The sequence below is a fragment of the Cupriavidus sp. D39 genome (assembly GCF_026627925.1).
Classification (GTDB): domain Bacteria; phylum Pseudomonadota; class Gammaproteobacteria; order Burkholderiales; family Burkholderiaceae; genus Cupriavidus; species Cupriavidus ulmosensis.
The window spans coordinates 1,283,584-1,303,047 of the sequence record NZ_JAPNLE010000009.1 but is presented as its reverse complement, the minus strand read 5'-3'; the positions used below and the strand labels follow the sequence as shown (position 1 = coordinate 1,303,047).

Annotated in this window: 15 protein-coding genes and 5 pseudogenes; 7 read left to right on the top strand and 13 right to left on the bottom strand. The window is 62.1% G+C overall.

Going from position 1 to position 19,464, the window contains the following annotated elements; genetic code table 11:
* Nucleotides 1–212: 212 nt before the first annotated feature.
* From OMK73_RS39290 to OMK73_RS17940, 4 genes and pseudogenes are all read right to left on the bottom strand, one after another.
* A pseudogene (locus OMK73_RS39290) lies at nucleotides 213–347 on the bottom strand (integrase); the annotation flags it as partial.
* A protein-coding gene (locus tag OMK73_RS17955; protein ID WP_420715652.1) for an IS3 family transposase occupies nucleotides 344–1,787 on the bottom strand; the annotation gives its coding sequence in 2 pieces (ribosomal slippage) (nucleotides 344–1,451 and nucleotides 1,450–1,787; 1,446 coding nt in all). The gene OMK73_RS17955 and the pseudogene OMK73_RS39290, both read right to left, overlap by 4 nt.
* Before the next feature lie 177 nt (nucleotides 1,788–1,964).
* A pseudogene (locus OMK73_RS17945) lies at nucleotides 1,965–2,396 on the bottom strand (IS1634 family transposase); the annotation flags it as partial.
* Between the two features lie 728 nt (nucleotides 2,397–3,124).
* Nucleotides 3,125–4,135 carry an AraC family transcriptional regulator gene (locus tag OMK73_RS17940; RefSeq protein ID WP_267603270.1) on the bottom strand — a complete coding sequence of 337 codons (1,011 nt, stop codon included), beginning with the start codon at nucleotides 4,133–4,135 and terminating at the stop codon, nucleotides 3,125–3,127.
* Between the two features lie 173 nt (nucleotides 4,136–4,308).
* On the opposite strand from OMK73_RS17940, the gene OMK73_RS17935 reads away from it, so the two are divergent.
* The 6 genes and pseudogenes from OMK73_RS17935 (at nucleotide 4,309) to OMK73_RS17910 (ending at nucleotide 9,834) form a co-directional block, all read left to right on the top strand.
* Nucleotides 4,309–5,310: a 2-hydroxyacid dehydrogenase gene (locus OMK73_RS17935; protein WP_267603268.1), complete on the top strand. Its 1,002-nt coding sequence runs from the start codon at nucleotides 4,309–4,311 to the stop codon at nucleotides 5,308–5,310.
* 32 nt (nucleotides 5,311–5,342) lie between these two features.
* Nucleotides 5,343–6,098, top strand: coding sequence for a class II aldolase/adducin family protein (locus OMK73_RS17930; protein ID WP_267603266.1), 756 nt, complete (start codon nucleotides 5,343–5,345; stop codon nucleotides 6,096–6,098).
* Between the two features lie 118 nt (nucleotides 6,099–6,216).
* Nucleotides 6,217–7,119 (top strand): bile acid:sodium symporter family protein, encoded by a 903-nt coding sequence (locus OMK73_RS17925; protein ID WP_267603264.1) that lies wholly within the window; start codon nucleotides 6,217–6,219, stop codon nucleotides 7,117–7,119.
* A gap of 134 nt (nucleotides 7,120–7,253) precedes the next feature.
* The gene (locus OMK73_RS17920; protein ID WP_267603263.1) at nucleotides 7,254–8,849 is read left to right on the top strand and encodes an AMP-binding protein; all 1,596 of its coding nucleotides are present in this window, start codon (nucleotides 7,254–7,256) and stop codon (nucleotides 8,847–8,849) included.
* A gap of 420 nt (nucleotides 8,850–9,269) precedes the next feature.
* A pseudogene (locus tag OMK73_RS17915) lies at nucleotides 9,270–9,466 on the top strand (type II toxin-antitoxin system VapB family antitoxin).
* The gene (locus tag OMK73_RS17910; protein ID WP_267603262.1) at nucleotides 9,463–9,834 is read left to right on the top strand and encodes a type II toxin-antitoxin system VapC family toxin; all 372 of its coding nucleotides are present in this window, start codon (nucleotides 9,463–9,465) and stop codon (nucleotides 9,832–9,834) included. The pseudogene OMK73_RS17915 and the gene OMK73_RS17910 overlap by 4 nt, the downstream one beginning before the upstream one ends.
* 132 nt (nucleotides 9,835–9,966) lie before the next feature.
* Here the strand turns inward: OMK73_RS17910 and OMK73_RS17905 are convergent.
* From OMK73_RS17905 to OMK73_RS17890, 4 genes and pseudogenes are all read right to left on the bottom strand, one after another.
* Nucleotides 9,967–11,015, bottom strand: a pseudogene (locus tag OMK73_RS17905) (D-cysteine desulfhydrase).
* Nucleotides 11,016–11,121: 106 nt separating this feature from the next.
* Nucleotides 11,122–11,847, bottom strand: a complete 726-nt coding sequence (locus OMK73_RS17900; RefSeq protein WP_267603260.1) for an amino acid ABC transporter ATP-binding protein — start codon at nucleotides 11,845–11,847, stop codon at nucleotides 11,122–11,124.
* A gap of 52 nt (nucleotides 11,848–11,899) precedes the next feature.
* Complete coding sequence (locus OMK73_RS17895; protein WP_267603258.1) at nucleotides 11,900–12,559, bottom strand: amino acid ABC transporter permease; 660 nt, start codon at nucleotides 12,557–12,559, stop codon at nucleotides 11,900–11,902.
* An 81-nt stretch (nucleotides 12,560–12,640) separates the two neighbouring features.
* Nucleotides 12,641–13,441, bottom strand: a complete 801-nt coding sequence (locus OMK73_RS17890; protein WP_267603256.1) for a transporter substrate-binding domain-containing protein — start codon at nucleotides 13,439–13,441, stop codon at nucleotides 12,641–12,643.
* Between the two features lie 191 nt (nucleotides 13,442–13,632).
* On the opposite strand from OMK73_RS17890, the gene OMK73_RS17885 reads away from it, so the two are divergent.
* The gene (locus tag OMK73_RS17885) at nucleotides 13,633–14,919 is read left to right on the top strand and encodes a transposase (RefSeq protein WP_267600424.1); all 1,287 of its coding nucleotides are present in this window, start codon (nucleotides 13,633–13,635) and stop codon (nucleotides 14,917–14,919) included.
* 151 nt (nucleotides 14,920–15,070) lie between these two features.
* Here OMK73_RS17885 and metC read toward each other — a convergent pair whose 3' ends face one another.
* From metC to OMK73_RS17860, 5 genes and pseudogenes are all read right to left on the bottom strand, one after another.
* Nucleotides 15,071–16,249: a cystathionine beta-lyase gene (gene metC / locus OMK73_RS17880; RefSeq protein WP_267603253.1), complete on the bottom strand. Its 1,179-nt coding sequence runs from the start codon at nucleotides 16,247–16,249 to the stop codon at nucleotides 15,071–15,073.
* Nucleotides 16,250–16,254: 5 nt separating this feature from the next.
* The gene (locus OMK73_RS17875; protein ID WP_267603251.1) at nucleotides 16,255–17,481 is read right to left on the bottom strand and encodes a pyridoxal phosphate-dependent aminotransferase; all 1,227 of its coding nucleotides are present in this window, start codon (nucleotides 17,479–17,481) and stop codon (nucleotides 16,255–16,257) included.
* A 67-nt stretch (nucleotides 17,482–17,548) separates the two neighbouring features.
* The gene (locus tag OMK73_RS17870) at nucleotides 17,549–17,680 is read right to left on the bottom strand and encodes a DUF6356 family protein (RefSeq protein ID WP_267603249.1); all 132 of its coding nucleotides are present in this window, start codon (nucleotides 17,678–17,680) and stop codon (nucleotides 17,549–17,551) included.
* Between the two features lie 130 nt (nucleotides 17,681–17,810).
* Nucleotides 17,811–18,812: a thioredoxin-disulfide reductase gene (gene trxB, locus OMK73_RS17865; RefSeq protein ID WP_267603248.1), complete on the bottom strand. Its 1,002-nt coding sequence runs from the start codon at nucleotides 18,810–18,812 to the stop codon at nucleotides 17,811–17,813.
* A 194-nt stretch (nucleotides 18,813–19,006) separates the two neighbouring features.
* A pseudogene (locus OMK73_RS17860) lies at nucleotides 19,007–19,353 on the bottom strand (DUF3088 domain-containing protein).
* Nucleotides 19,354–19,464: the final 111 nt, after the last annotated feature.

The window sequence follows — 19,464 nt, the reverse complement described above, 5'->3', positions numbered from 1 at the left end:
TCACACATTCCCGGCTTTGGCGGCCGCGGCCTGCATCACCCCGCTTAAATACTCAGGTGGTTGACCGCCGCTCACGCGATGCTTGCCAATGACGAACGAAGGCACCGAGTGGATGCGGTCCGACTGACCTGCAGTTCCTGCGCTACGACCTCCGCTTCGTCCGCCGTGCCGCTCAGGTATTCGCGTACCCTGGCTGCCTCATAACCTTGCCATGCCGCGATATGCAGCCTGGTGCGGATCGCCCGAACCTCCTTGAGTTTCAGTGGCGGCTTCTGCCCGGAAAGTTTTCCCTTGTTCCAAGGCGACGGGCCGGAACGTGTCAATGACTTTGCGTCACCTGGCCTCATGAATTTACTGTGCCGGGCTGTGGTGTGTTTGGGGTAATGGCCTCCGATGGCGGCGGGTTGATCCAGACTGCTGTGGGCAGCCGCGGTGGTTCAGGGCGATGCCCTTTAAACCTGTTTGGGGACGCCCTGAATGCTGTGTCGAGTGCTGCCTGACGGGTGAGGTGCAACTCCTGGGCGAGCCCATAATGAACGCTGTGCGGCGTCATGAATCCGATGCCCGAGTGCCGATGCACGGTGTTGTACCAGGCGAAGAATGCCTGGCAGTGGGCGCGCGCATCCTCAATGCAGCCGAAGCGCGCGGGGAAGTCCGGACGGTACTTCATCGTCTTGAACTGCGACTCCGAGAAGGGATTATCGTCAGATACGTGAGGCCGGCTGTGGCTTTTAGTAATGTCCAGGTCGACCAGCAACGCGGCCACCGGTTTAGAGCGCATGCTGGCACCGCGATCGGCATGAAGCGTGAGCACGCCGGGGGCGATATCGTGGCGTGCCACGCTGTCGGCGATGAGCTGTTCAGCGAGCTCCGCGCTCTCGCGCCCGGCGATCAACCAGCCCACGACATGGCGGCTGAAGATGTCCAGGATGACGTAGAGGTGGAAGCACGTCCACCTGGCTGGCCCTTTGAGTTTGGTGATGTCCCACGACCACACCTGGTTAGGCGCGCGCGCCAGCAACTCAGGCCTGACGTAGGCCGGATGGACAAGCTGGTTGCGTCGCTCGCGCGAGCCGCCATTGGTTGCCAGCAACCGGTACATGGTGCGCACCGAGCCCAGGTAGCGGCCTTCGTCGAGCAACGTGGCGTGTATCGCCGCCGGCGCGGTGTCGGCGAAGCGCTCGCTGTTAAGGGTGTCCAGCAGCACCTGGTTTTCCAGGGCATCCAGAGCCAACGGTGGCCGGGGCCTGGCAGTGGACCGTGGCAGTGGACCGATGAAGGCCATGCGACGCAGGTGGGCCCGCTGCCGGGCAGGCGTGCCGCGCGGCACGCCCAGGGCATGGCAGGCCGCGCTCGCGCCCAGGGCCGGAGTGAGCTCTTGCACAGCCGCCATTACGGCTTGTCGGTGTCGTCGTCGATCGGATTGCCCAGCAAGGCTGCAAGTTTTTTTGGACGTCGATCACCAGCAGCGCCTTGTCGAGTCGCCTCCTGAGATTATCGCGCTCGCGCGTGAGCTGCGCGATGTGCCGCGCCTCGGCCCGAGTCTCGTCGAATTTGGGTCCGCGCTTTTGTGGGGCAAGGGCAGCCAGTTCGGCAGCCTCGCGCTGGCGCCGCCACGTGCTCAAGGATGACGAGTACACGCCTTCATGGCGCATCAGCGCGCCGATCTCTCCGGGCTTGGTGCAGCGGTCAGCCGCCTCCAGTATGCGGCGCTTGTCGGCGTTGGAAAATTGCCTGCGCCGAGCGCGAGCAACGACCTCTGAATCGGTGCCGGACGCTGACGCCAGCGTCGCCGATCCGGGCGCCTCTTCAGTCGCCCTACGGGCTCCTTGCGTTGCGCCCGGATCGGACACATTTCTGACGGCGGCCATCGTTGCCTTGGATGAATTGTTGACGGTCATACCTACCTCGTTGCTCACTAATCTATCAGGGATAAGTGACGCACGTCATATTGGCACGGGGGGCCGCTCGACCTCGAACGCGCCAAGTCCCAGCACCTGCGACAGCGAATGGGTTGCACACTCCGGCTGCAACATGCGCCAGGTGGCGAGCTTGGAGCCCGGCGCCAACACGCGCGCCACCACCAAGGCCAGCACCAGTGAGCGCACCGGGGCGGGTGCCGGGTCAAGCAGCTTGGCCAGGCCGCAGCGCCGGGCGATGCCCAGCACGGCGGCCACATGGCCATGCGGCAGCGACCGCTCGATGCTCATCAGCGCCTGGGTTGACGCAACGGCGATGCCGCCCTTGAGCAAGATGCGCAAGTGTTCGATGAGTTGCGGATCCCAGTGCGACAGATTGGCGAGGGTGCGTTTGACGACCTTGCCGCCCTCACGATAGCCCTCACGCAGAAGGATCGCGGGCGGGGATTTGCGATTGGGGACGGTCTCGATATACATGGGCTAAAGCATAGCCAACGAGGCCTGCAATTCAAGGTAAATCTCACCAAACATTGAACGATTTACATGGGAACAAATAGGACGCAAAAAATGGCGCAAAGGCGCGCCATCTCTTGCTTAGCTGCGTTTCAGGCCCTCAAACTTCGGATTAGTAGAGGTTATTTACAACTGCGGAATCGAGGACAACGCCGACCTAGTTAGTGTTCCGATTCGAATACGAATCTCGCGTAAAGCCGATTGAAAGAGGGGTGGCATTGTTCGGGCAAGTCCCGCTGCAGCGGGTGCCAATAAAATTCAAACATGTGGCCGCCGTCGTCGCTAGTCTCGAAGGTCCACTCGTCGCGCAATTTCGCCACTGACTCGCACAATTGGAAAGACCAGATTTGTTCCCAATAGGAAGCGTTCCAAAGACCGAGATCTGAAACCACGTGAGCGTCGCAGATCCCTGACTCTTCACAGAGCTCGCGAATTGCCGCCTCCGGCGGAGCCCTGCTCAATAGTGCCCTTTGCCAACTGGTAGCCTGCGGCCGGATGCTTGAATGCGAGGATATGTACGATACCGTGACGACTGCGCAAAACAATCGGGCACGCTTTTGTTGCGGTCATGTGGCTCCTTGAATAGATTCCTTAAGAAAACTTGCTGTGTCAACGCCGATCGCCAAACAGGGCAGACCTTGAACCGGTTCTGGACACGATATCTTCGTAGGTACTCGCCGTGAGCGTCTTCTCTAACAGTCCCGACGAACAACCGACGGTGGCTTCCCGAACCAGCGCTGACAGGCTCGGGTCAGCACGGACTGGTCCGCGAAGTCCAGCAACTGCGCCACCTGCGAAAGGCCGATGTCCGATTGCGCGAGCAGTTGGCCGGCGAGTTCGCGTCGCGCCGTGTCCTTCAGCTTCTCGAAGGTCTGCCCGTCCTCCTGGAGCCGTCGTTGCAGGGTGCGCGGATGCAGGTGCAGCACGCGCGCGACGACCACGAGGTTGACCGGTCCCAGCCTCATCTGGGTGCGCAAGACCTGGAGCACCTGGTCGATCAGCGAAGTCTTTGCCCGCGGCGCCGCCGCGACGAGGTAGCGCTCCACGAAGGCCTGGAGCTGATCGTTCTGTCGGGGAAGCTGTCTGCGCCACGCGACCGATTCCACCAGGATGCCGTCGAACGTTGACCGGAAGCAGGGGACCAGCCCCAAGTGTTCCCGGTACTGGCGCTTGCTGCCCGCTGGCGCGTGGCGGAAGTGAACCTCCGCAGGGCCTACCTTCCCGTCCGACAGTACGCGAACTACCTTGCAGATGTGACTCACTGCGTGCTCGGTTGCCTGCGGCAGCAGCGGCAGGTCCGGCAGCAGGAAGCGCAGTCCGACCTGCTCGTGCGACGACCCATGGGCCTCGCGCACCTCAATGGCAATACCCGGCGCATGGTAGTGCATGTGCCGGCCTGCCATCAGCATGCCGTCCCGAACGCTGCGGGCCGACTGGATGGCCAGCCACAGCACCCCCAGAAAGCTGGGGTCCTTCGCATCGGAAAGGCGCAGTCCGAAGTCGGGCACGCCCAACTCCATGGCGCCGATCTCGATGGCCTGCAGCACGTTTCGATAGGGCAGGTACCGATCCGGGTCGTTGAGCGAGCTTTCGTCGAGGCCTGCTTTGGCGAGCAACGCGTGCGGTTCTCCGCCGAGCGACTGCACCAGGGACGAGTAACGCTCCAATGCCGCGGCGCGAACGAGGTTGTGGTGAACCGTCATCCGCGAAGTGTCGCATGGGATCAAGAATTTGTCACTCAGAATCAAGCCCGCAATCGGGAATGCGCCTATCGTTGGCCTGCATTCAGCGCTACCCACTACCTGAAGGAGACAACGATGCATGCCGAAGCCACCGCCACCCAGCCTCAAAAGGCCCGCCCGAGAAAGGACTTGAAATGAACGCTGGCACGACCACCGCGCACAAGCCCCTCATCGCCCTGTCGCGGCGTTTCCCTGACGCCTCGCTGGCGATCCTGCGCGAACTCGGCGAGGTCCGTATGCCCGCCGAGCGCGAGGAGGGTGGCGACCTGGCCCCGCTGTTCGAGCATGCCGACTGCGTGCTCGTGATCCCCGGCGATCGCATCGATGCCAAGCTGCTCGCGGCGTGCACGCGGCTGCGGCTCGTCATCACGATCAGCGCGGGCTTCGACCACATCGACCTGCAGGCCTGCACCGCGCGCGGTATCCGGGTGGCCCACACGCCCGGCGCGGTGTGCGCCGCCACTGCCGACATGGCCTTCGGCCTGCTGCTTGCAGCTTCGCGCCGCATCGTGGAGGCCGACGCTTTCGTGCGTGCCGGCCGCTGGGTCGGACAACTCTCGCCGCTGCCCGGCCAGGACGTTCACCACAGGCGCATGGGCATCATCGGCCTCGGCCGCATCGGCGCGCTGCTGGCCCGGCGCGGCCGGGGCTTCGACATGGACGTGTTCTACCACAGCCGGCGCCGCGTGAGCGAGCAGGAGGAAGCAGCGCTCGGCGTGCGCTGGCTGCCGCTTGACGAACTGCTCGCCCAAAGCGACGCGGTGATGGTGCAGGTGCCCTATGGACCCGCCACCCACCACCTCGTCGGCACTCGCGAACTGTCGTTGATGAAAAAGACCGCCGTGCTGGTCAACACCGCACGCGGCGGCGTCGTCGACGACGCGGCCCTGGCCGCCGCACTGCGCGAGGGCCGCATTGCCGCCGCCGGGCTCGACGTGACCGAGGGGGAGCCGAAAGTGCACCCCGAATTACTGACGTTACCCAACGTCGTGCTGACACCTCACCTCGGCGCGGCCACGCACGAGACACACCAGCAAATGACGCGCGAGGCTTTCCAGAACCTGGTGGGCGCGCTGCGCGGCGCGCCGTTGGCCAATTGCCTCAACCCCGAGGCACAGGCGCCGGCTCAATCCTGACTTTTACTGCTCATCAACTATTTGGACCCGGCATGAACACCCCTTCCCTCCAAGCCCACACCAGCCCCGAAGAGTGGCAACTGCGCGTCGAACTCGCCGCGCTCTACCGCGCGACAGCCCTCTACGGCTGGACGGATCTGGTCTTCACCCACATCAGTGCGCGGGTTCCAGGCAAGGACCATCACTTTCTAATCAATCCCTACGGGCTGATGTTCGACGAGATCACCGCGTCGTCGCTGATCAAGGTGGATGCGCAATGCAACAAACTCCACGAGTCGCCGTTCCCGGTCAACCCCGCCGGGTTCACGATCCACAGTTGCATCCACGAGGCGCGCCACGACGTGCAATGCGTGATGCATACGCACACCCGCGCCGGCGTCGCAGTGAGCGCACAGCGCGAAGGCCTGCTGCCGATCTCCCAGCAATCCACGTTGGTGCTGCACAGCCTTGGGTACCACGACTATGAAGGCATTGCGCTGCGCCCCGACGAGCAGCCCAGGCTCCAGGCCGATCTCGGCGACAACAACTATCTCATCCTGCGCAACCACGGCCTGCTGACGGTGGGCGCTAGCGTGGCGGAGGCATTCGTGTCCATGTACTTCCTCGAGACCTGCTGCCAGATCCAGATCTCGGCACAGGCCGGCGGAGAGCTGATTCGCGTTGACCCGAACATTCAGCGCAACGTAAAGGAAGTGGTCCGCACGGGAACCTCCGGGCAGGGTGCGCAGATCGCCTGGCCGGCAGTGCTGCGCAAGCTGGACCGGATCGACCCCAGCTACAAGAACTAAGCATTTGCATGGAATTGCGGCAACGATGCGCAGACAACGATGAGCGCGAACCCCACGCAAAGTCTGCTGCGCTCGATAACGCAAGGCCCGGCTACATAACGATAACCAGGAGACACTCATGCAAGAAAGCGCGCTGTCCACGATCGCACTCCCGGTGGCCTTGGCCATCATCATGCTGGGCTTGGGCCTGCACCTGCGCCTTGAAGACTTCAAGCGCATCCTCTTCCAGCCCAAGGCCATCGCCATGGGGTTGCTGGCGCAAGCGCTGTTGCTGCCCGCACTGTGCTTCTTCATCTGCAAGGCCTTCGGCGTTTCGGCCGAACTGTCGGTGGGCCTGATGCTGCTGGCCGCATCGCCAGGCGGCACCACGGCCAACCTGTTCTCGCACCTGTTCAAGGGCGACGTTGCGCTGAACATCTCGCTAACCGCCATCAACAGCGTGCTGGCCATCGTGACGATCCCGACCATCGTCAACTTCGCCCTCAGCCAGTTCATGGGCGGTCAGGCCTACATCCCGCTGCAGTTCCAGAAGACGATGGAAGTCATCGCGCTGGTGCTCGCGCCGGTGGCCATCGGCATGTTCATCCATGCGAAGCTGCCGAGCTTCTCGAAAACGATGGACAAGCCGGTCAAGATCGCGTCGTCGCTGATTCTGGTGCTGCTGATCGTGTCGATCGTGGTGAAGGAATGGGTCGTGATCTCCACCAACTTCCAGATCGTGGGCGCGGCGTGCCTGGTCTTCAACCTGGCGAGCCTGCTGGTCGGCTACCTTATCGGCAAGACCGTCCGCCTGACCGAAGGGCAGAACCGCGCCATCGCGTTCGAGATTGGCGTCCACAACGGCGCGCTGGCAATCTACCTGGCGCTGGTCGTGCTCAAGAACGGCACGATGTCGCTCCCGGCCGCGGTCTACAGCCTGTTGATGTATTTCACCGCGACGGCGTTCGGCTGGTGGGTGGTGCGTAAGGGCGCCGGTAGCGCTGTGATCGCGAAGTGCGCTTCTTCGGCAAGTCAAAGGTGAAAATCGCACGGCTGTCGGCAAATGACAAAACTCTGACGTGATGTAACAACGGGATTGTGGGCGTTATGGGCATGCTTTGGCAACGCGGCAAGGCATCTACCTGGCCATCACCCAAACAGGAGACTGAAAACAACATGAAGCAAAAACCGTGGCTCGCCAGCTATGGCGCCATTCCGCACGAGATCAATCCCGACGCCTGCCCATCGCTAGTGGCGCTGTTCGACGAGGGCATGCGCGAGCATGCCGCGCGCCCTGCATTTACCTGCCTCGGGCGGACGCTGACCTATCGCGATGTCGATCAGCAGTCGCGGGCACTGGCGGCCTACCTGCAGTCGGAGTTAGGGGTGCGCAAGGGCGACCGCGTTGCCGTGATGTTGCCGAACCTGATCGCATTCCCGATCGCTCTGATCGCGATCGCGCGGATAGGCGCGATCCAGGTCAACGTCAACCCGCTCTATACGGCGCGCGAACTGGGGCATCAACTCAGTGATGCCGGGGCAAAGACCATCATCGTGTTCGGTGGCGGTGCGGCCACGGTGGCGCAAGTGATGCCGCGCACGGCGATCCGGCAAGTCATTCTCGTCGGCGCAGCCGGGCAGGGCGGTATCGACGGCGCAGTCGGATTCGAAGCGGCGCTGGCGCAAGGCGCGAACCTGCCGCTGGAGCGTGTGGCAGTGACCGGCGACGACCTGATCTTCCTGCAGTACACGGGTGGAACCACCGGCCTGTCCAAGGGCGCGGCGCTCTCGCACCGCAACCTGATCGCGAACGTCATGCAGTTCAAGGCGATCTCGCCGGACAACCTTGTCCCGGGTGGCGAGGTCGTGGTGACGGCGATTCCGCTGTACCACATCTTCGCGCTAACGGTGAACTTCCTCACTTGCTTTTCGATCGGCGCCCACAACTGGCTCGTGCCCAATCCGCGCGACATGGATGCCTTCATTGACGTCCTCAAGGCCGCGCGCTGCACGGTCTTTACCGGCGTCAACACCCTGTTTGCCAGCCTGACCCTGCATCCGCGCATCGGCGAGGTCGACTTTTCCGCGCTGCGCCTGGCGGCCGGTGGCGGCGCGGCCATCGTGCCGGCCACGTCCCAGCGCTGGAAGGCGCTGACCGGCGTCGTCATCCGCGAGGGATACGGTTTATCGGAAACCAGCCCGGTCGTCAGCTTCAATCCGCCAACCATCAATGCCTTCAACGGCACCACGGGTTTGCCGGTGCCTTCGACGGATGTCCGCCTGCTGCGTGACGACGGCACGGAAGCCACGGACGGCGAGGCGGGCGAAGTGTGCGTGAAGGGCCCGCAGGTGATGCGTGGCTACTGGAACAAGCCGGCAGAGAATGCCGCTGCCTTTACCAGCGACGGCTACTTCCGCACGGGTGATGTAGGCGTGATCGATGCGGCGGGCTACCTGAAGATCGTCGATCGCAAGAAGGACATGATCATCGTATCGGGGTTCAACGTCTTTCCGAATGAAATCGAGGCGATCGTGAGCGGGTGCGACGGTGTGGCGGAATGCGCCTGCGTCGGGGTCGTCGACGGCAAGACCGGCGAGGCCGTCAAGATCTACGTGGTGAAGACCGCGAATGCAGCGCTGGATGCCGACACGCTCGCCGCGTACTGTCGCGATCGGCTGACGGCATACAAAGTGCCGAAGCTGATCGAATTTGTCGACAGCCTGCCCAAGTCCAACGTCGGCAAGGTGTTGCGCCGCGAACTGCGGAACTGACGTCGAGCCGGTGAAGTATCGTCGCGGACTGGAAACCCGTCAGAGGGCCATCCATCTTACCCGGGCACTGATCGTGGCGGCGCGTTTGCGTCGACACTGGGCGCCCCTCCACCGACGAGGCCGCCGCGCGCGCGTCACGCAGCGTCGCTGTCTTTGCCCAGACGAACGCCCAGCAGCCGGAAGAAATTGCCGCTCTCGTCGAGAAAGATGTGGTGAAGGCCTGCGCCCCACCCACTGAATGGCACGCTCATCTTTCCGAGTACGCGATATCTCGTCTGTGTTCGCTGGCGGTTTTCGCAGTTCTCGCGTGCAACTGCATCGGAATGTTGCGGCAAAATGCGCTCATTACGACATGACAAAGCGCACTACTGTAAGCATCAAACGATGCTATAACTGGTGCTTACACCTACGGAGGCTTCCATGCGTACGACTATTGCGCTTGATGACGATTTGATCGCCAAGGCTCAAGCCTATACAGGCCTGGAGGAAAAACGGCACTCGTGCGCGAAGCGCTAAAGGCCTTGATCCAGCGTGAAGCCGCGAAACGACTTGCGAATCTTGGCGGTAGCCAACCGGGCATCAAGGGGCCACCGCGTCGCCGGCAGGACGTCGAATGATTCTTGTCGACACGTCGGTCTGGATTGACCACATCAACGCTTCTGAGCCAATGCTGATTAGCCTGCTTACCAAGGAGCGTGTGCTGGCTCATCCATATGTCATAGGCGAGATTTCGCTCGGTAGTCTGCGTGACCGTGATGTCGTGCTTGGCGCGTTGCTCGATCTGCCGCGCGCGCCAGTTGCAACGCCGGAGGAGACGTTCTATCTGATCGAGCGCGAAGGTTTGTTCAATCGTGAAATCGGATATGTCGACACGTCACTGTTGGCGTCCGCGCGGCTACAACCCGGCATCACCATCTGGACGCGCGACAGGCGATTGAAGAAAGTTGCCGATGAATTCAATCTCGGTGCGGTGCTCGCGCACTAGTACTCGATACACCAGCGCAGTTTCAGGCAACCTTGGAGGCGGATATCGCTCGTTGGCGCGATGTTATGCGGAAGGCAAATATCAGCTTCAACTGAGAAAGACTCGTTATATCGAGATCTAGTGTGCCATCGGTCAGAACGCAGACGTCGTTGGGATCGTCGTAGCCGCTGTCCGTATTTCCATGTCGATTGCATTGCGATACGCAAACAACGCCGGCGCACCTCCGGTATGCAGGAACAACACCGGGCCATAGCCGGTAAAGCGCCGGCGCGCGACACCATCGAGCAGGCCGGCCATCGCCTTCCCCGTATAAACGGGATCGAGCAACACCCCTTCGGTACCGGCCAGGATGCGGATGGCCTCCAGCCCAGCCTGGTTGGGTTCACCATAGCAAGGTGCGAAGTACTCGTCCCACAGCTCGACTTTCAGCCCTGCCGGCACCTCGACATCGAGCAGCGTAGCAGTACCTTCGATCAGCCCAGCCACCTTCGGCGTTTGCGCCGCGACGCTGCGCGACACGGTAACGCCGACGACCGGTGTATCCGGCATCGCGTGTGCGAGCGCTAACGCAAGCCCGCCATGGGTTCCGGCACTGCCGGACGCCAGCACGACCGCCGAGAATGCAAGACCCATCGCTTCGGCTTGCTGGGCCAGCTCCAGGCCGGCGCGTACATACCCCAATGCCCCCAGCGGATTGGACCCGCCGATTGGGATGACATAAGGCTTGCGGCCCTCGCTACGCAGCCGTTCCGCAAGGGCTTGCAACTGTGCGTCGGCGTTGTCGAGACTGGCAACTGGCTCGGCCTGCGCGTCGAACAGATCGAGCAGCAGGCGGTTGCCGCTGTGCAGGTAGTCGCCATCTGCCGTGCCGGTCGGGTTTTCCAGCAAAGCGCTGCAGCGTAGCCCAAGACGGGCCGCCAGCGCGGCCGTCTGCCGGACATGATTCGACTGTATGGCTCCGGCCGTTACCAGCGTATCGGCGCCCTGGCGCAAGGCGTCTGCCGCCAGGAACTCAAGCTTGCGCAGTTTGTTTCCGCCAAACGCAAGTGGCGTGGTGTCATCCCGCTTGATGTAGATATCGCGCCCGAGCATCCCGGACAGGCGATCAAGCTTTTGCAGGGCGTGGCCGCGCCGACCAGATCGAGGCGGGAGAAGGAGGCAAGGTGATCCGAGATCTTCATGGTTTCGACTTTGGGGGAGGTGGACCAAGACGGGGCGGCGGCGGGCGTTGTCAGCGGGGACCTTGATGGCCCTCGACTTCCCCGCCTTCATGCAAGGTGGTGTGAGTCAATGCAGAATCTTTGCGAGGAATTCCTTCGCACGGGCCGACTTCGGGTCGCCGAAGAAGGCCTCCTTGCCGGTATCTTCGACGATGGCGCCGCCATCCATGAAAATCACGCGGCTGGCGACGTTTTTCGCGAACCCCATTTCATGGGTGACGCAGATCATCGTCATGCCCTCGCGTGCGAGTTCGACCATGACGTCCAGCACCTCATTGATCATTTCGGGATCGAGCGCCGATGTCGGTTCATCGAACAGCATGGCGATCGGATCCATCGACAGCGCGCGCGCAATCGCAACGCGTTGTTGTTGCCCGCCCGAAAGCTGCCCGGGGTATTTCCGCGCATGCGCTTTCAGGCCGACGCGCTCGAGCAGCCGCATGCCGTTCTCCTGTGCCTCCTCTTTGCGGCGTTTCAACACTTTGACCTGCGCCAGGGACAGGTTGTCGAGAATGGACAGATGCGGGAACAGCTCAAAATGCTGAAACACCATGCCAACCCGCGCACGCAACTGGGCGAGCTTGATCTTCGGATCGCCGACCATCACACCGTCCACACTGATCCGGCCCTGCTGAAACGGCTCGAGGCCGTTGACCGTTTTTATCAGCGTGGATTTTCCTGATCCGGACGGGCCGCAGATGACCACGACCTCGCCTTTTTCTACCTGGGTGCTGCACGCATCAAGCACCTTGAACTGACCGTACCACTTCGATACGCCTTCGAGCGCGATCATTGTTTTGTCTCCTACTTGCAGATTGCTTTCTTCGGGGTTCCGACCCGTTAAGTCAACGCGTCACAGGCAGTGTCAGACGCGCCTCGAGGCGACGCTGTACCCATGACAATCCGGTGCTGAACAGCCAGTAGATCGCTGCTACCGACAGATACAAGGGAAGCGGCTGGAACGTTGATGCGATGATTTCCTGGGACGACCTGAGCAACTCTGTCACGGTGATGACAGACACCAGCGACGTATCCTTGATCAGGCTGATTAGCGTGTTGCCGAGGCTTGGCACGGCAAGCCGCAAGGCCTGCGGGCAGACGATGTAACGCAGCGTCTGCAGATGGCTCAGTCCGAGGCTGTGCGCTGCGCTCCATTGCCCTCTGCCGATACCGAGAATCGCGCCGCGCATGCTTTCCGACAGGTACGCGCCGGCATTGGCCGTGAGGGTAAGAATGCCGGCGCTGGTGGGATCCAGGGAAATGCCGAGGTCTGGCAGGCCATAGTAGACGACAAACATCTGCACCAGCAGCGGAGTGCCGCGCATGACACTGACATAGGTGCGGGCAATGCCGCCAAGGATTGGACTGGTGCTGATACCCATGATGGCGACCACGATCCCGACCAGCAGGCCGAACACCATCGACGCCAAGGCAAATTTCACGGTGATCGCCGCTCCGTGCAGGAGTACAGGCGATGCATGAATAACTAGATCAAGAGATTCCATGATTCAATCCGTAGCAGAGGCCGCGTGGCCGGCCGGGCCCATGCCTGCAGCGATGGAACGAGCCGGCCGGAGTGGCAGCGATTACTGGGCGATGGGTCTGCTGGCGTCGGTAGCCAACCACTCGATGGACAGCTTGCGTAATGTGCCATCCTGCTGCAACGCGTACAGTGCGTCGTCAATGGCTTTGGCAAACTTGGGATTGCCCTTGCGGAACGGGATGCCCATCTCAAGCTTCGTGCCAGCGAGCAGCGCGCCAGTGCGTAGCGGCATCTTGGAGTTCTTGATCAGGTACGGCAGAATCAGGCGGTCATTGAGGGCTGCATCGATGCGCCCGACCGCTAGGTCACGCAGGTTTTCCGACGTACCCGGATAGGTTTGCACCAGGATACCCGGCACGGATTTCGCCAGTTCGGCATAATTGCTGCCCAGGGTGACGCCGACGGATTTTCCCTTCAGTTCTTCAAGCGAATTGAACTCGCGCTTGTCATTGCTGCGCTGAAGTACCTGGACCGCGGAAAAGACGTATGGCTGGGTAAAATCCAGGGCCTGGCGGCGCGCCGGCGTGATGCCCACCTGGTTGACGATGACGTCGAACTTGCCGGCTTGCAGGCCGGCAATGATGCCACTCCACTCGGTGGTGATGAACTGGACCTTGAGCCCCATCTTGTCAGCCACGGCTTTGGCCACGGCCACGTCAAAGCCGTCGAGCTGACCGTCGGCATTGCGATAGCCAAAGGGTGGGTAAGTGCCCTCCATGCCGACTTTCAGGACACCGCTGACTTTGACCGAATCCAGCAGATCTTCAGCGTGCACGGCGGGCGCCGTGACATTCAGGAGGGTCGCGATGCACGCGCTTTGCAACAGCAACTTCAGGGATTTCATGCCTTGTCTCCAATATACTCAACTTTAGACATTCAGGCCCGCTCAACGAGCGGGTTGGAAACGGATTCAAGAAATCGAAAAATGCTTGACATGGGGCAATGATCGTGTGGCCGCCGCGCTGCTTGCGCGGGTTTTAGCGCAAGCAGCGCGGCGGCCAATGAGGATCGTTTTCGGTCCTCTTGCGATTGCCCATGTCTTTGTCCAACCGTGTACGACTGTGTCTGTCCGAATGGATCAACCTTCTGCTTCTGGCCGTGCCAATTCGCTCTCGCGGGAGCTTTGTCGAGCTGCTGTGCGGCTGTATGGTTTCGCCAGAAGGCTGGGTGACGCGCGCTATCAGCGCCATCGCGCGACGCAGGCACTGGACGACCTACTACAAGCTTCTCGGGCGCGGCAGCTTGCGCACCGTGCGTTTGGCCCGCCAATTGTTCTTGCTGGTGCTCACAGTGCTGCCATGCGATGTGCTGACACTGGTCATCGACGATACGCTGGTGCCGCGCTCCTCGGAGCAGGCGCCCGGTTGCGCGTATCGCCACGACCACAGCCGCAAGATCAATCGGCCGCAATTCATACGGGCCCAGTGCTGGGTTACGCTGGGCGTGAGCGCGCTGGGCAACGGCGGGGTCAACCTGGTGCTGCCAATTCTCTCGCGGCTGGTGCCAAACACCGGCAACCGCAACAAGCTGAAAATCGCGCTGGTGCTGGTCCGCTCTCTGGCGGGCGTGGCCAACAAGCCGGTGCGCGTACTGTTCGATTCGTGGTTCATGCGCGCCCGCCTGGTATTGCCTTTGCTGCGCAGACAAATGCACGTGATTGGACAGGCGCGCATCGACACCGCGCTGTTTCTCGTGCCGCCACCGCCAACCACACCCAGACGTGGTCGCAAGCGCATCTATGGCGAGCGCCTGAACGCCGAGGCCATCGAAGCACTGCCCGCGATCGAACTGCGCATGCCGCTCTATGGCAAAGACCAGCAGGTTCGCCTGCGCTCTGCCGAGGCTCGCGCGCGCTTCCTCAAGGGCGCGTTGGTGCGTGCCGTCTGGTGCCAGTTCTTCGATGCGAAGAAACAGGCCTGGACCAAGCCCCGTCTGCTGCTCGCGAGCGAAACGGACTTGAGCGCCCAGGAGATCGTGCAGTTGTACGCGCGCCGCTGGGGCATAGAACCGCTGTTTCACAATCTCAAGCGCTGGTTCGGCGTGAGCAATCTCTGGCAGCAATCGCGCACCGTGCTGGAGTTGTGGATGCAAATTCGCTCGATGGCCTGGACTTTGAACCAACTGCTGAGTCTGGTGCTTGTCGAGACCTTCCCGATGAACGCGGTCGCACCATGGCGCATGAATCAGCCCGTCACGGCCGGTCTGGTCACGCAGTGGCTGCGCATGGAATTTACCGGACTTGCGTTTCGCGATGGCCTGAATCGCAAGTCCCAGAAATTCCAGTGGCCAACGCCACGCAACGACACGCGACCGACCTCGTAGGATTGCCCGCGCGCGCTTCTGACGGCGTCTCATCGCTGTTTCCATTGCCAAATCGCCTCGTTGACGACCACCTTCGCAGCCGGTGAGGCAGCCATTCGCATGTCTAATGTTGAGTCCAATATAGGAATAGATATTTTTTTGAAGGGCAACGCTATTGCCCGACAAGTCGGTGGAACGCGGCTTCCAGATCGGCGATCAAATCCTCCTTGGCCTCAAGGCCCACGTGCAATCGAAATGCCTGGCCGGCATACGGCCAGGCGGCTGCGAGGCGCTCCTCCTTGGGATCGAAGGGCATCACCAGACTCTCGAATCCGCCCCAGGAAAAGCCCAGGCGGAACAGCTTCAGGTGGTCGATGAAGGCGCGGAACCCCTCACGCCCATATCCGGGCTTGAGTACGACGCTGAACAATCCTGAAGCCCCCGTGAAATCCCGACGCCAGAGTGCGTGGCCCGGCGCACCAGGGAGCCCAGGGTGCAACACCTGGGCCACCTCCGGGCGGCCCGCCAGCCAATCGGCAATGGCCAGTCCGCTACGCTGATGCCGCTCAAGGCGCACGGCCATCGTCCGCAAGCCCCGCTGCGCGAGATAAACGTCGTCCGGGCCTGCGTGCTGACCAGTGGCGAAGACATAGTCGCGCACCGTGTTCCATGACTCACGGTTGGCCGTGATCACACCCATCAAAGCGTCCGAATGCCCAACGATGTATTTCGTCCCCGCATGCACGGAGACATCCACGCCGTGCTCGAATGGCTTGAAGAACAAGGGCGTGGCCCACGTGTTGTCGATGACGACGACCGCGCCATGCCGGTGCGCGACCTTCGCAATGGCAGGAATGTCCTGCATTTCGAACGTCTGCGAACCCGGTGACTCGGCGAACACGAGGGTCGTGGCCGGACGGAACAAGGCCGCGATGTCGGACCCAAGCGTGGGGTCGTAGAACGTCGCGGACACGTTGCAGCGGCCCAGTACCGTTTCGACATAGTGGCGCGTCGGGCCATAGACGCTGTCGCTCACCAGGATGTGATCGCCGGCTTTGACGAACGCCATGATCGCGCTCGTACACGCCGCCAGGCCCGACGACACCAGCAGCGAACGGTGCCCGCCTTCGAGTTGCGCCAAGGCATTCTGCAACGCGAAGGTGGTCGGCGTGCCTTTGCGGCCGTACCACATGACATCCGTGTCGGCGCCCGACATGGCGCGCCCGCGCGCTTCCATGTCGTAGAGATTGCGAAACGTCACGGTCGACGCATGGAAAACCGGCGGATTGACGACGCCGCCGAAATCGTCCGGATCGATGACGCCGTGCGAGAGGTAGGTATCGGGGGACATCCGGATTACCCTTGCCTGGCGCTGTTGACCATGTCGCCCAAGCGCTCCAGTCCCATGCGGAGATTGGACTCGGGCGGGCCGAACGAGAAGCGCACCCAGCTTGCGTCGATATACTCGGTCGCTCGCTGCTTGCCCGGATTGACGTCGAAGAACCTGCCGGGCACGGTCATGACCTTGCGCTTGAGACCCTCGGTAAAGAAGGTGTCCGCGGTGTTCAGCGGTGCGGGCAGCCGATGCACTCGGCCCCACAGATAGAACGTGCCGTTGCCGGGGCAGGGGATTTCGACACCCATTTCGGTCAGCGCGTCGAGCATGATGCGGCGCTTCCTGGCGAACATTTCCCGCAATGCGGACGTCTCCTGATCCGCACGGTCGCGTTGCAGCGCCTGCACGGCAAGCCGTTGCACGATCGTCGGCGGGCTGCCGTCGATGGCGCTTGCCGCTCGGCTGATCATGTCGATCACGTCTGTCGGCCCCACCACCCAGCCTACGCGCAGGCCGGGGTAACGATGATTCTTCGTCAGGCCGTCGACGATGACGACCGGGTCCGTCTCCACGTCCTCGACGAACTCGGCGGCAGACACCGGCTGGTCCGCGGGGGCGTGGTCATCTTCGAACACGAAGTGCGAATAGAATTCGTCGAGCAGCATCCAGCAGCCCGTGTCGCGCGCCGCCGCCACATACTGCGCCAGCGCTTCACCTCGCACCACGGCGCCCGTGGGGTTGTTGGGATTGCTCCACAGCAGCGCGTCCAGTTTTTCCCTGGCGATCATTCCCTCGAGCGCCTGCGCCGGGATGGCAAAGCCGTCTTCGGGCCCCACCGGCAGCGTGACCGGCGTGAAGCGATGGCGGTGGTAAGCGATCAGATCTTCGTAGGCGGTGTAGTCGGGCACGACATGGCCCAGACGAATTTCTCCAAGAGTGGCGAGCAGGCGCGACAGCGCAAGCCGCCCACCGGACGCGATCGCGACATTGTCCTTCGTGTACTGCGATGCGTTGCCGCGACGATAGCGACGGTTGTAATCGTCCGCGACCGCCTGACGCAGGGCATCGATGCCGCCGACCGGCCCGTAGGCGCAATCGGCCACGTCGAACTGCAGTGAAGCCAGCCGTTCCGGCGCGCCTGCCATGGGCCCGATTTCAGGCTGCCCCTGGCCGAGGTTGCACCAGTCGGGATGACCGTTCCGGAAGCCGAGCTTGACGGCTTCGTGAACGACGTGGATCACGCCCATATAGGGGACCGGGCGTAGCAGGGAAGACGCTAGTGAGCTTGTCATGTTGTTGTCGAAGGGGGATTGCTTATCGGTGACGCGACGCCATCGAAGCGAACAGCAGCGACGCGCCAAACGAAAGCGGCGACGACATATGCCGCGGATAGCGCTCGCCTACCGATGCGGGATGCGCCTTGGAGAGCCGGAATATTGTTCTCATGGTGGGGGCGTGATCTGGTATTGCGCGTTGTCTGGTCCTGGATTGGCAAGCCGGTTTCGCGCTGTTTGTGAGAGAAATCATAGTGTTCGACTCCCGCAAAAGGCTTCCAATTACTCCCGCCATCGCGCTTCTAATTAGACGAATTTTCTACTGGGATGGAGCCATGAAGAAATGCAGGCCCCGGCGTACTTTCCAGATATCGCTGCGCATCGAGCGCTGCCATGCAGCCCGTGCCGGCGCTGGTGATCGCCTGCCGGTAGATGTGGTCCTGCACGTCGCCTGCCGCGAACACGCCCGGCACACTCGTGCCCGTGGCGTTGCCGCAGAGGCCGCCGTTGGTGATGATGTAGCCGTTCGTCATCTCGAGCTGGCCCTTGAAGAGATCGGTGTTCGGCTTGTGGCCGATGGCGATGAAGACGCCTTGCACCGCGAGGTCAGCGATCTCGCCGGTTTGCGCATGCCTGAGGCGCAGGCCGGTCACGCCGGCCGCGTCGCCATTCACTTCGTCGAGCACGTGGTTCCATTTGATCTCGATGGCGCCTTGCCTCTCCTTCTCGAGCAGGCGATCGACGAGGATCGGCTCGGCGCGGAACTTGTCGCGGCGATGGATCACCGTGACCTTCTTCGCGATGCCAGCCAGATACAGCGCTTCCTCGACTGCCGTATTGCCGCCGCCAACCACGGCCACATGCTGTTGCTGGTAGAAGAAGCCATCGCAGGTCGCGCAGGCGGACACGCCGCGGCCCATGAAGGATTCCTCGGACGGCAGGCCAAGATACTGTGCGGATGCGCCGGTCGCGATGATCAGCGCATCGCAGGTGTACTCGCCGGATTCACCGATCAGGCGGATCGGCTTCGCGTCGAGCTTTGCCGTGTGGATGTGGTCGAACACGATCTCGGTGTTGAAGCGTTCCGCGTGGTCGAGAAAGCGCTGCATCAGCTCGGGGCCCTGCACCCCCGTTGCGTCCGCCGGCCAATTTTCGACATCGGTCGTGGTCATCAGCTGGCCGCCTTGCGCCAAGCCAGTGACGAGCACCGGCGACAAGTTGGCGCGCGCTGCATAGACGGCGGCGGTATAGCCGGCAGGGCCGGAACCGAGAATCAGGACCTTGGCATGCTTGGGCGAAGACATTGGAGAATCCGTAGCTTATTCAAGAGACTTCAGGCGATTGCCTGAACCGATTACCGAACAGGGTCGAAGTCGAGGCCCGCCACGCATGGGTACCGCATTGTTGCGGTAGACGATGCCGCCGATCGCAATGGTTGCGATGGCGCGCCGGGGCTGCATGGAAGGCCTCTTCACGCATGAACCGGGTTGGCCTGTAGTCAGGAGGCGGGACGCGCCACACCATACTGCGACGACAGGTATCGACGGATATGGTCGGGCGAATCGATAAAACGCGTCTGACCGTGTACGTGAATCTCCACACTGTCATCGACCGGCGCCCGCCCGGGGCCGAGCACCAGGACCGGGGCAGACTGGTTCGCCTCGCCGATCAGTTCGACAATTGCCATGCGAGGGCGGGGCGCATCGATGTATTCGACATCAACTTCATTGCGCAACTGCGGGAAGAAACCGAGCAGGCCTTCAACGGCAACGGAATCTCCACAATAGAACGGACCTTCCGAGCCTGAAAAAAGCCGGGGCGAAGCATGAATAGTTTGTCTTTCACTTTCACTCTCTCTGCGGGTTGAAATTGCTGGCGGACGCGCGTCGCTTGCCGTACCGCGAACCACCGACCACAGGATAAGCGGCGCAAATTGAACCCACTAGTGGCGCGAGC

Coding starts and splice junctions, on each gene's coding strand:
- OMK73_RS17940 (WP_267603270.1), bottom strand. CDS start 4,135: ATGACGGTTCACCACAACCTCGTTCGCGCCGCGGCATTGGAGCGTTAC.
- OMK73_RS17935 (WP_267603268.1), top strand. CDS start 4,309: ATGAACGCTGGCACGACCACCGCGCACAAGCCCCTCATCGCCCTGTCG.
- OMK73_RS17930 (WP_267603266.1), top strand. CDS start 5,343: ATGAACACCCCTTCCCTCCAAGCCCACACCAGCCCCGAAGAGTGGCAA.
- OMK73_RS17925 (WP_267603264.1), top strand. CDS start 6,217: ATGCAAGAAAGCGCGCTGTCCACGATCGCACTCCCGGTGGCCTTGGCC.
- OMK73_RS17920 (WP_267603263.1), top strand. CDS start 7,254: ATGAAGCAAAAACCGTGGCTCGCCAGCTATGGCGCCATTCCGCACGAG.
- OMK73_RS17910 (WP_267603262.1), top strand. CDS start 9,463: ATGATTCTTGTCGACACGTCGGTCTGGATTGACCACATCAACGCTTCT.
- OMK73_RS17900 (WP_267603260.1), bottom strand. CDS start 11,847: ATGATCGCGCTCGAAGGCGTATCGAAGTGGTACGGTCAGTTCAAGGTG.
- OMK73_RS17895 (WP_267603258.1), bottom strand. CDS start 12,559: ATGGAATCTCTTGATCTAGTTATTCATGCATCGCCTGTACTCCTGCAC.
- OMK73_RS17890 (WP_267603256.1), bottom strand. CDS start 13,441: ATGAAATCCCTGAAGTTGCTGTTGCAAAGCGCGTGCATCGCGACCCTC.
- OMK73_RS17885 (WP_267600424.1), top strand. CDS start 13,633: ATGTCTTTGTCCAACCGTGTACGACTGTGTCTGTCCGAATGGATCAAC.
- metC (WP_267603253.1), bottom strand. CDS start 16,249: ATGTCCCCCGATACCTACCTCTCGCACGGCGTCATCGATCCGGACGAT.
- OMK73_RS17875 (WP_267603251.1), bottom strand. CDS start 17,481: ATGGGCGTGATCCACGTCGTTCACGAAGCCGTCAAGCTCGGCTTCCGG.
- OMK73_RS17870 (WP_267603249.1), bottom strand. CDS start 17,680: ATGAGAACAATATTCCGGCTCTCCAAGGCGCATCCCGCATCGGTAGGC.
- trxB (WP_267603248.1), bottom strand. CDS start 18,812: ATGTCTTCGCCCAAGCATGCCAAGGTCCTGATTCTCGGTTCCGGCCCT.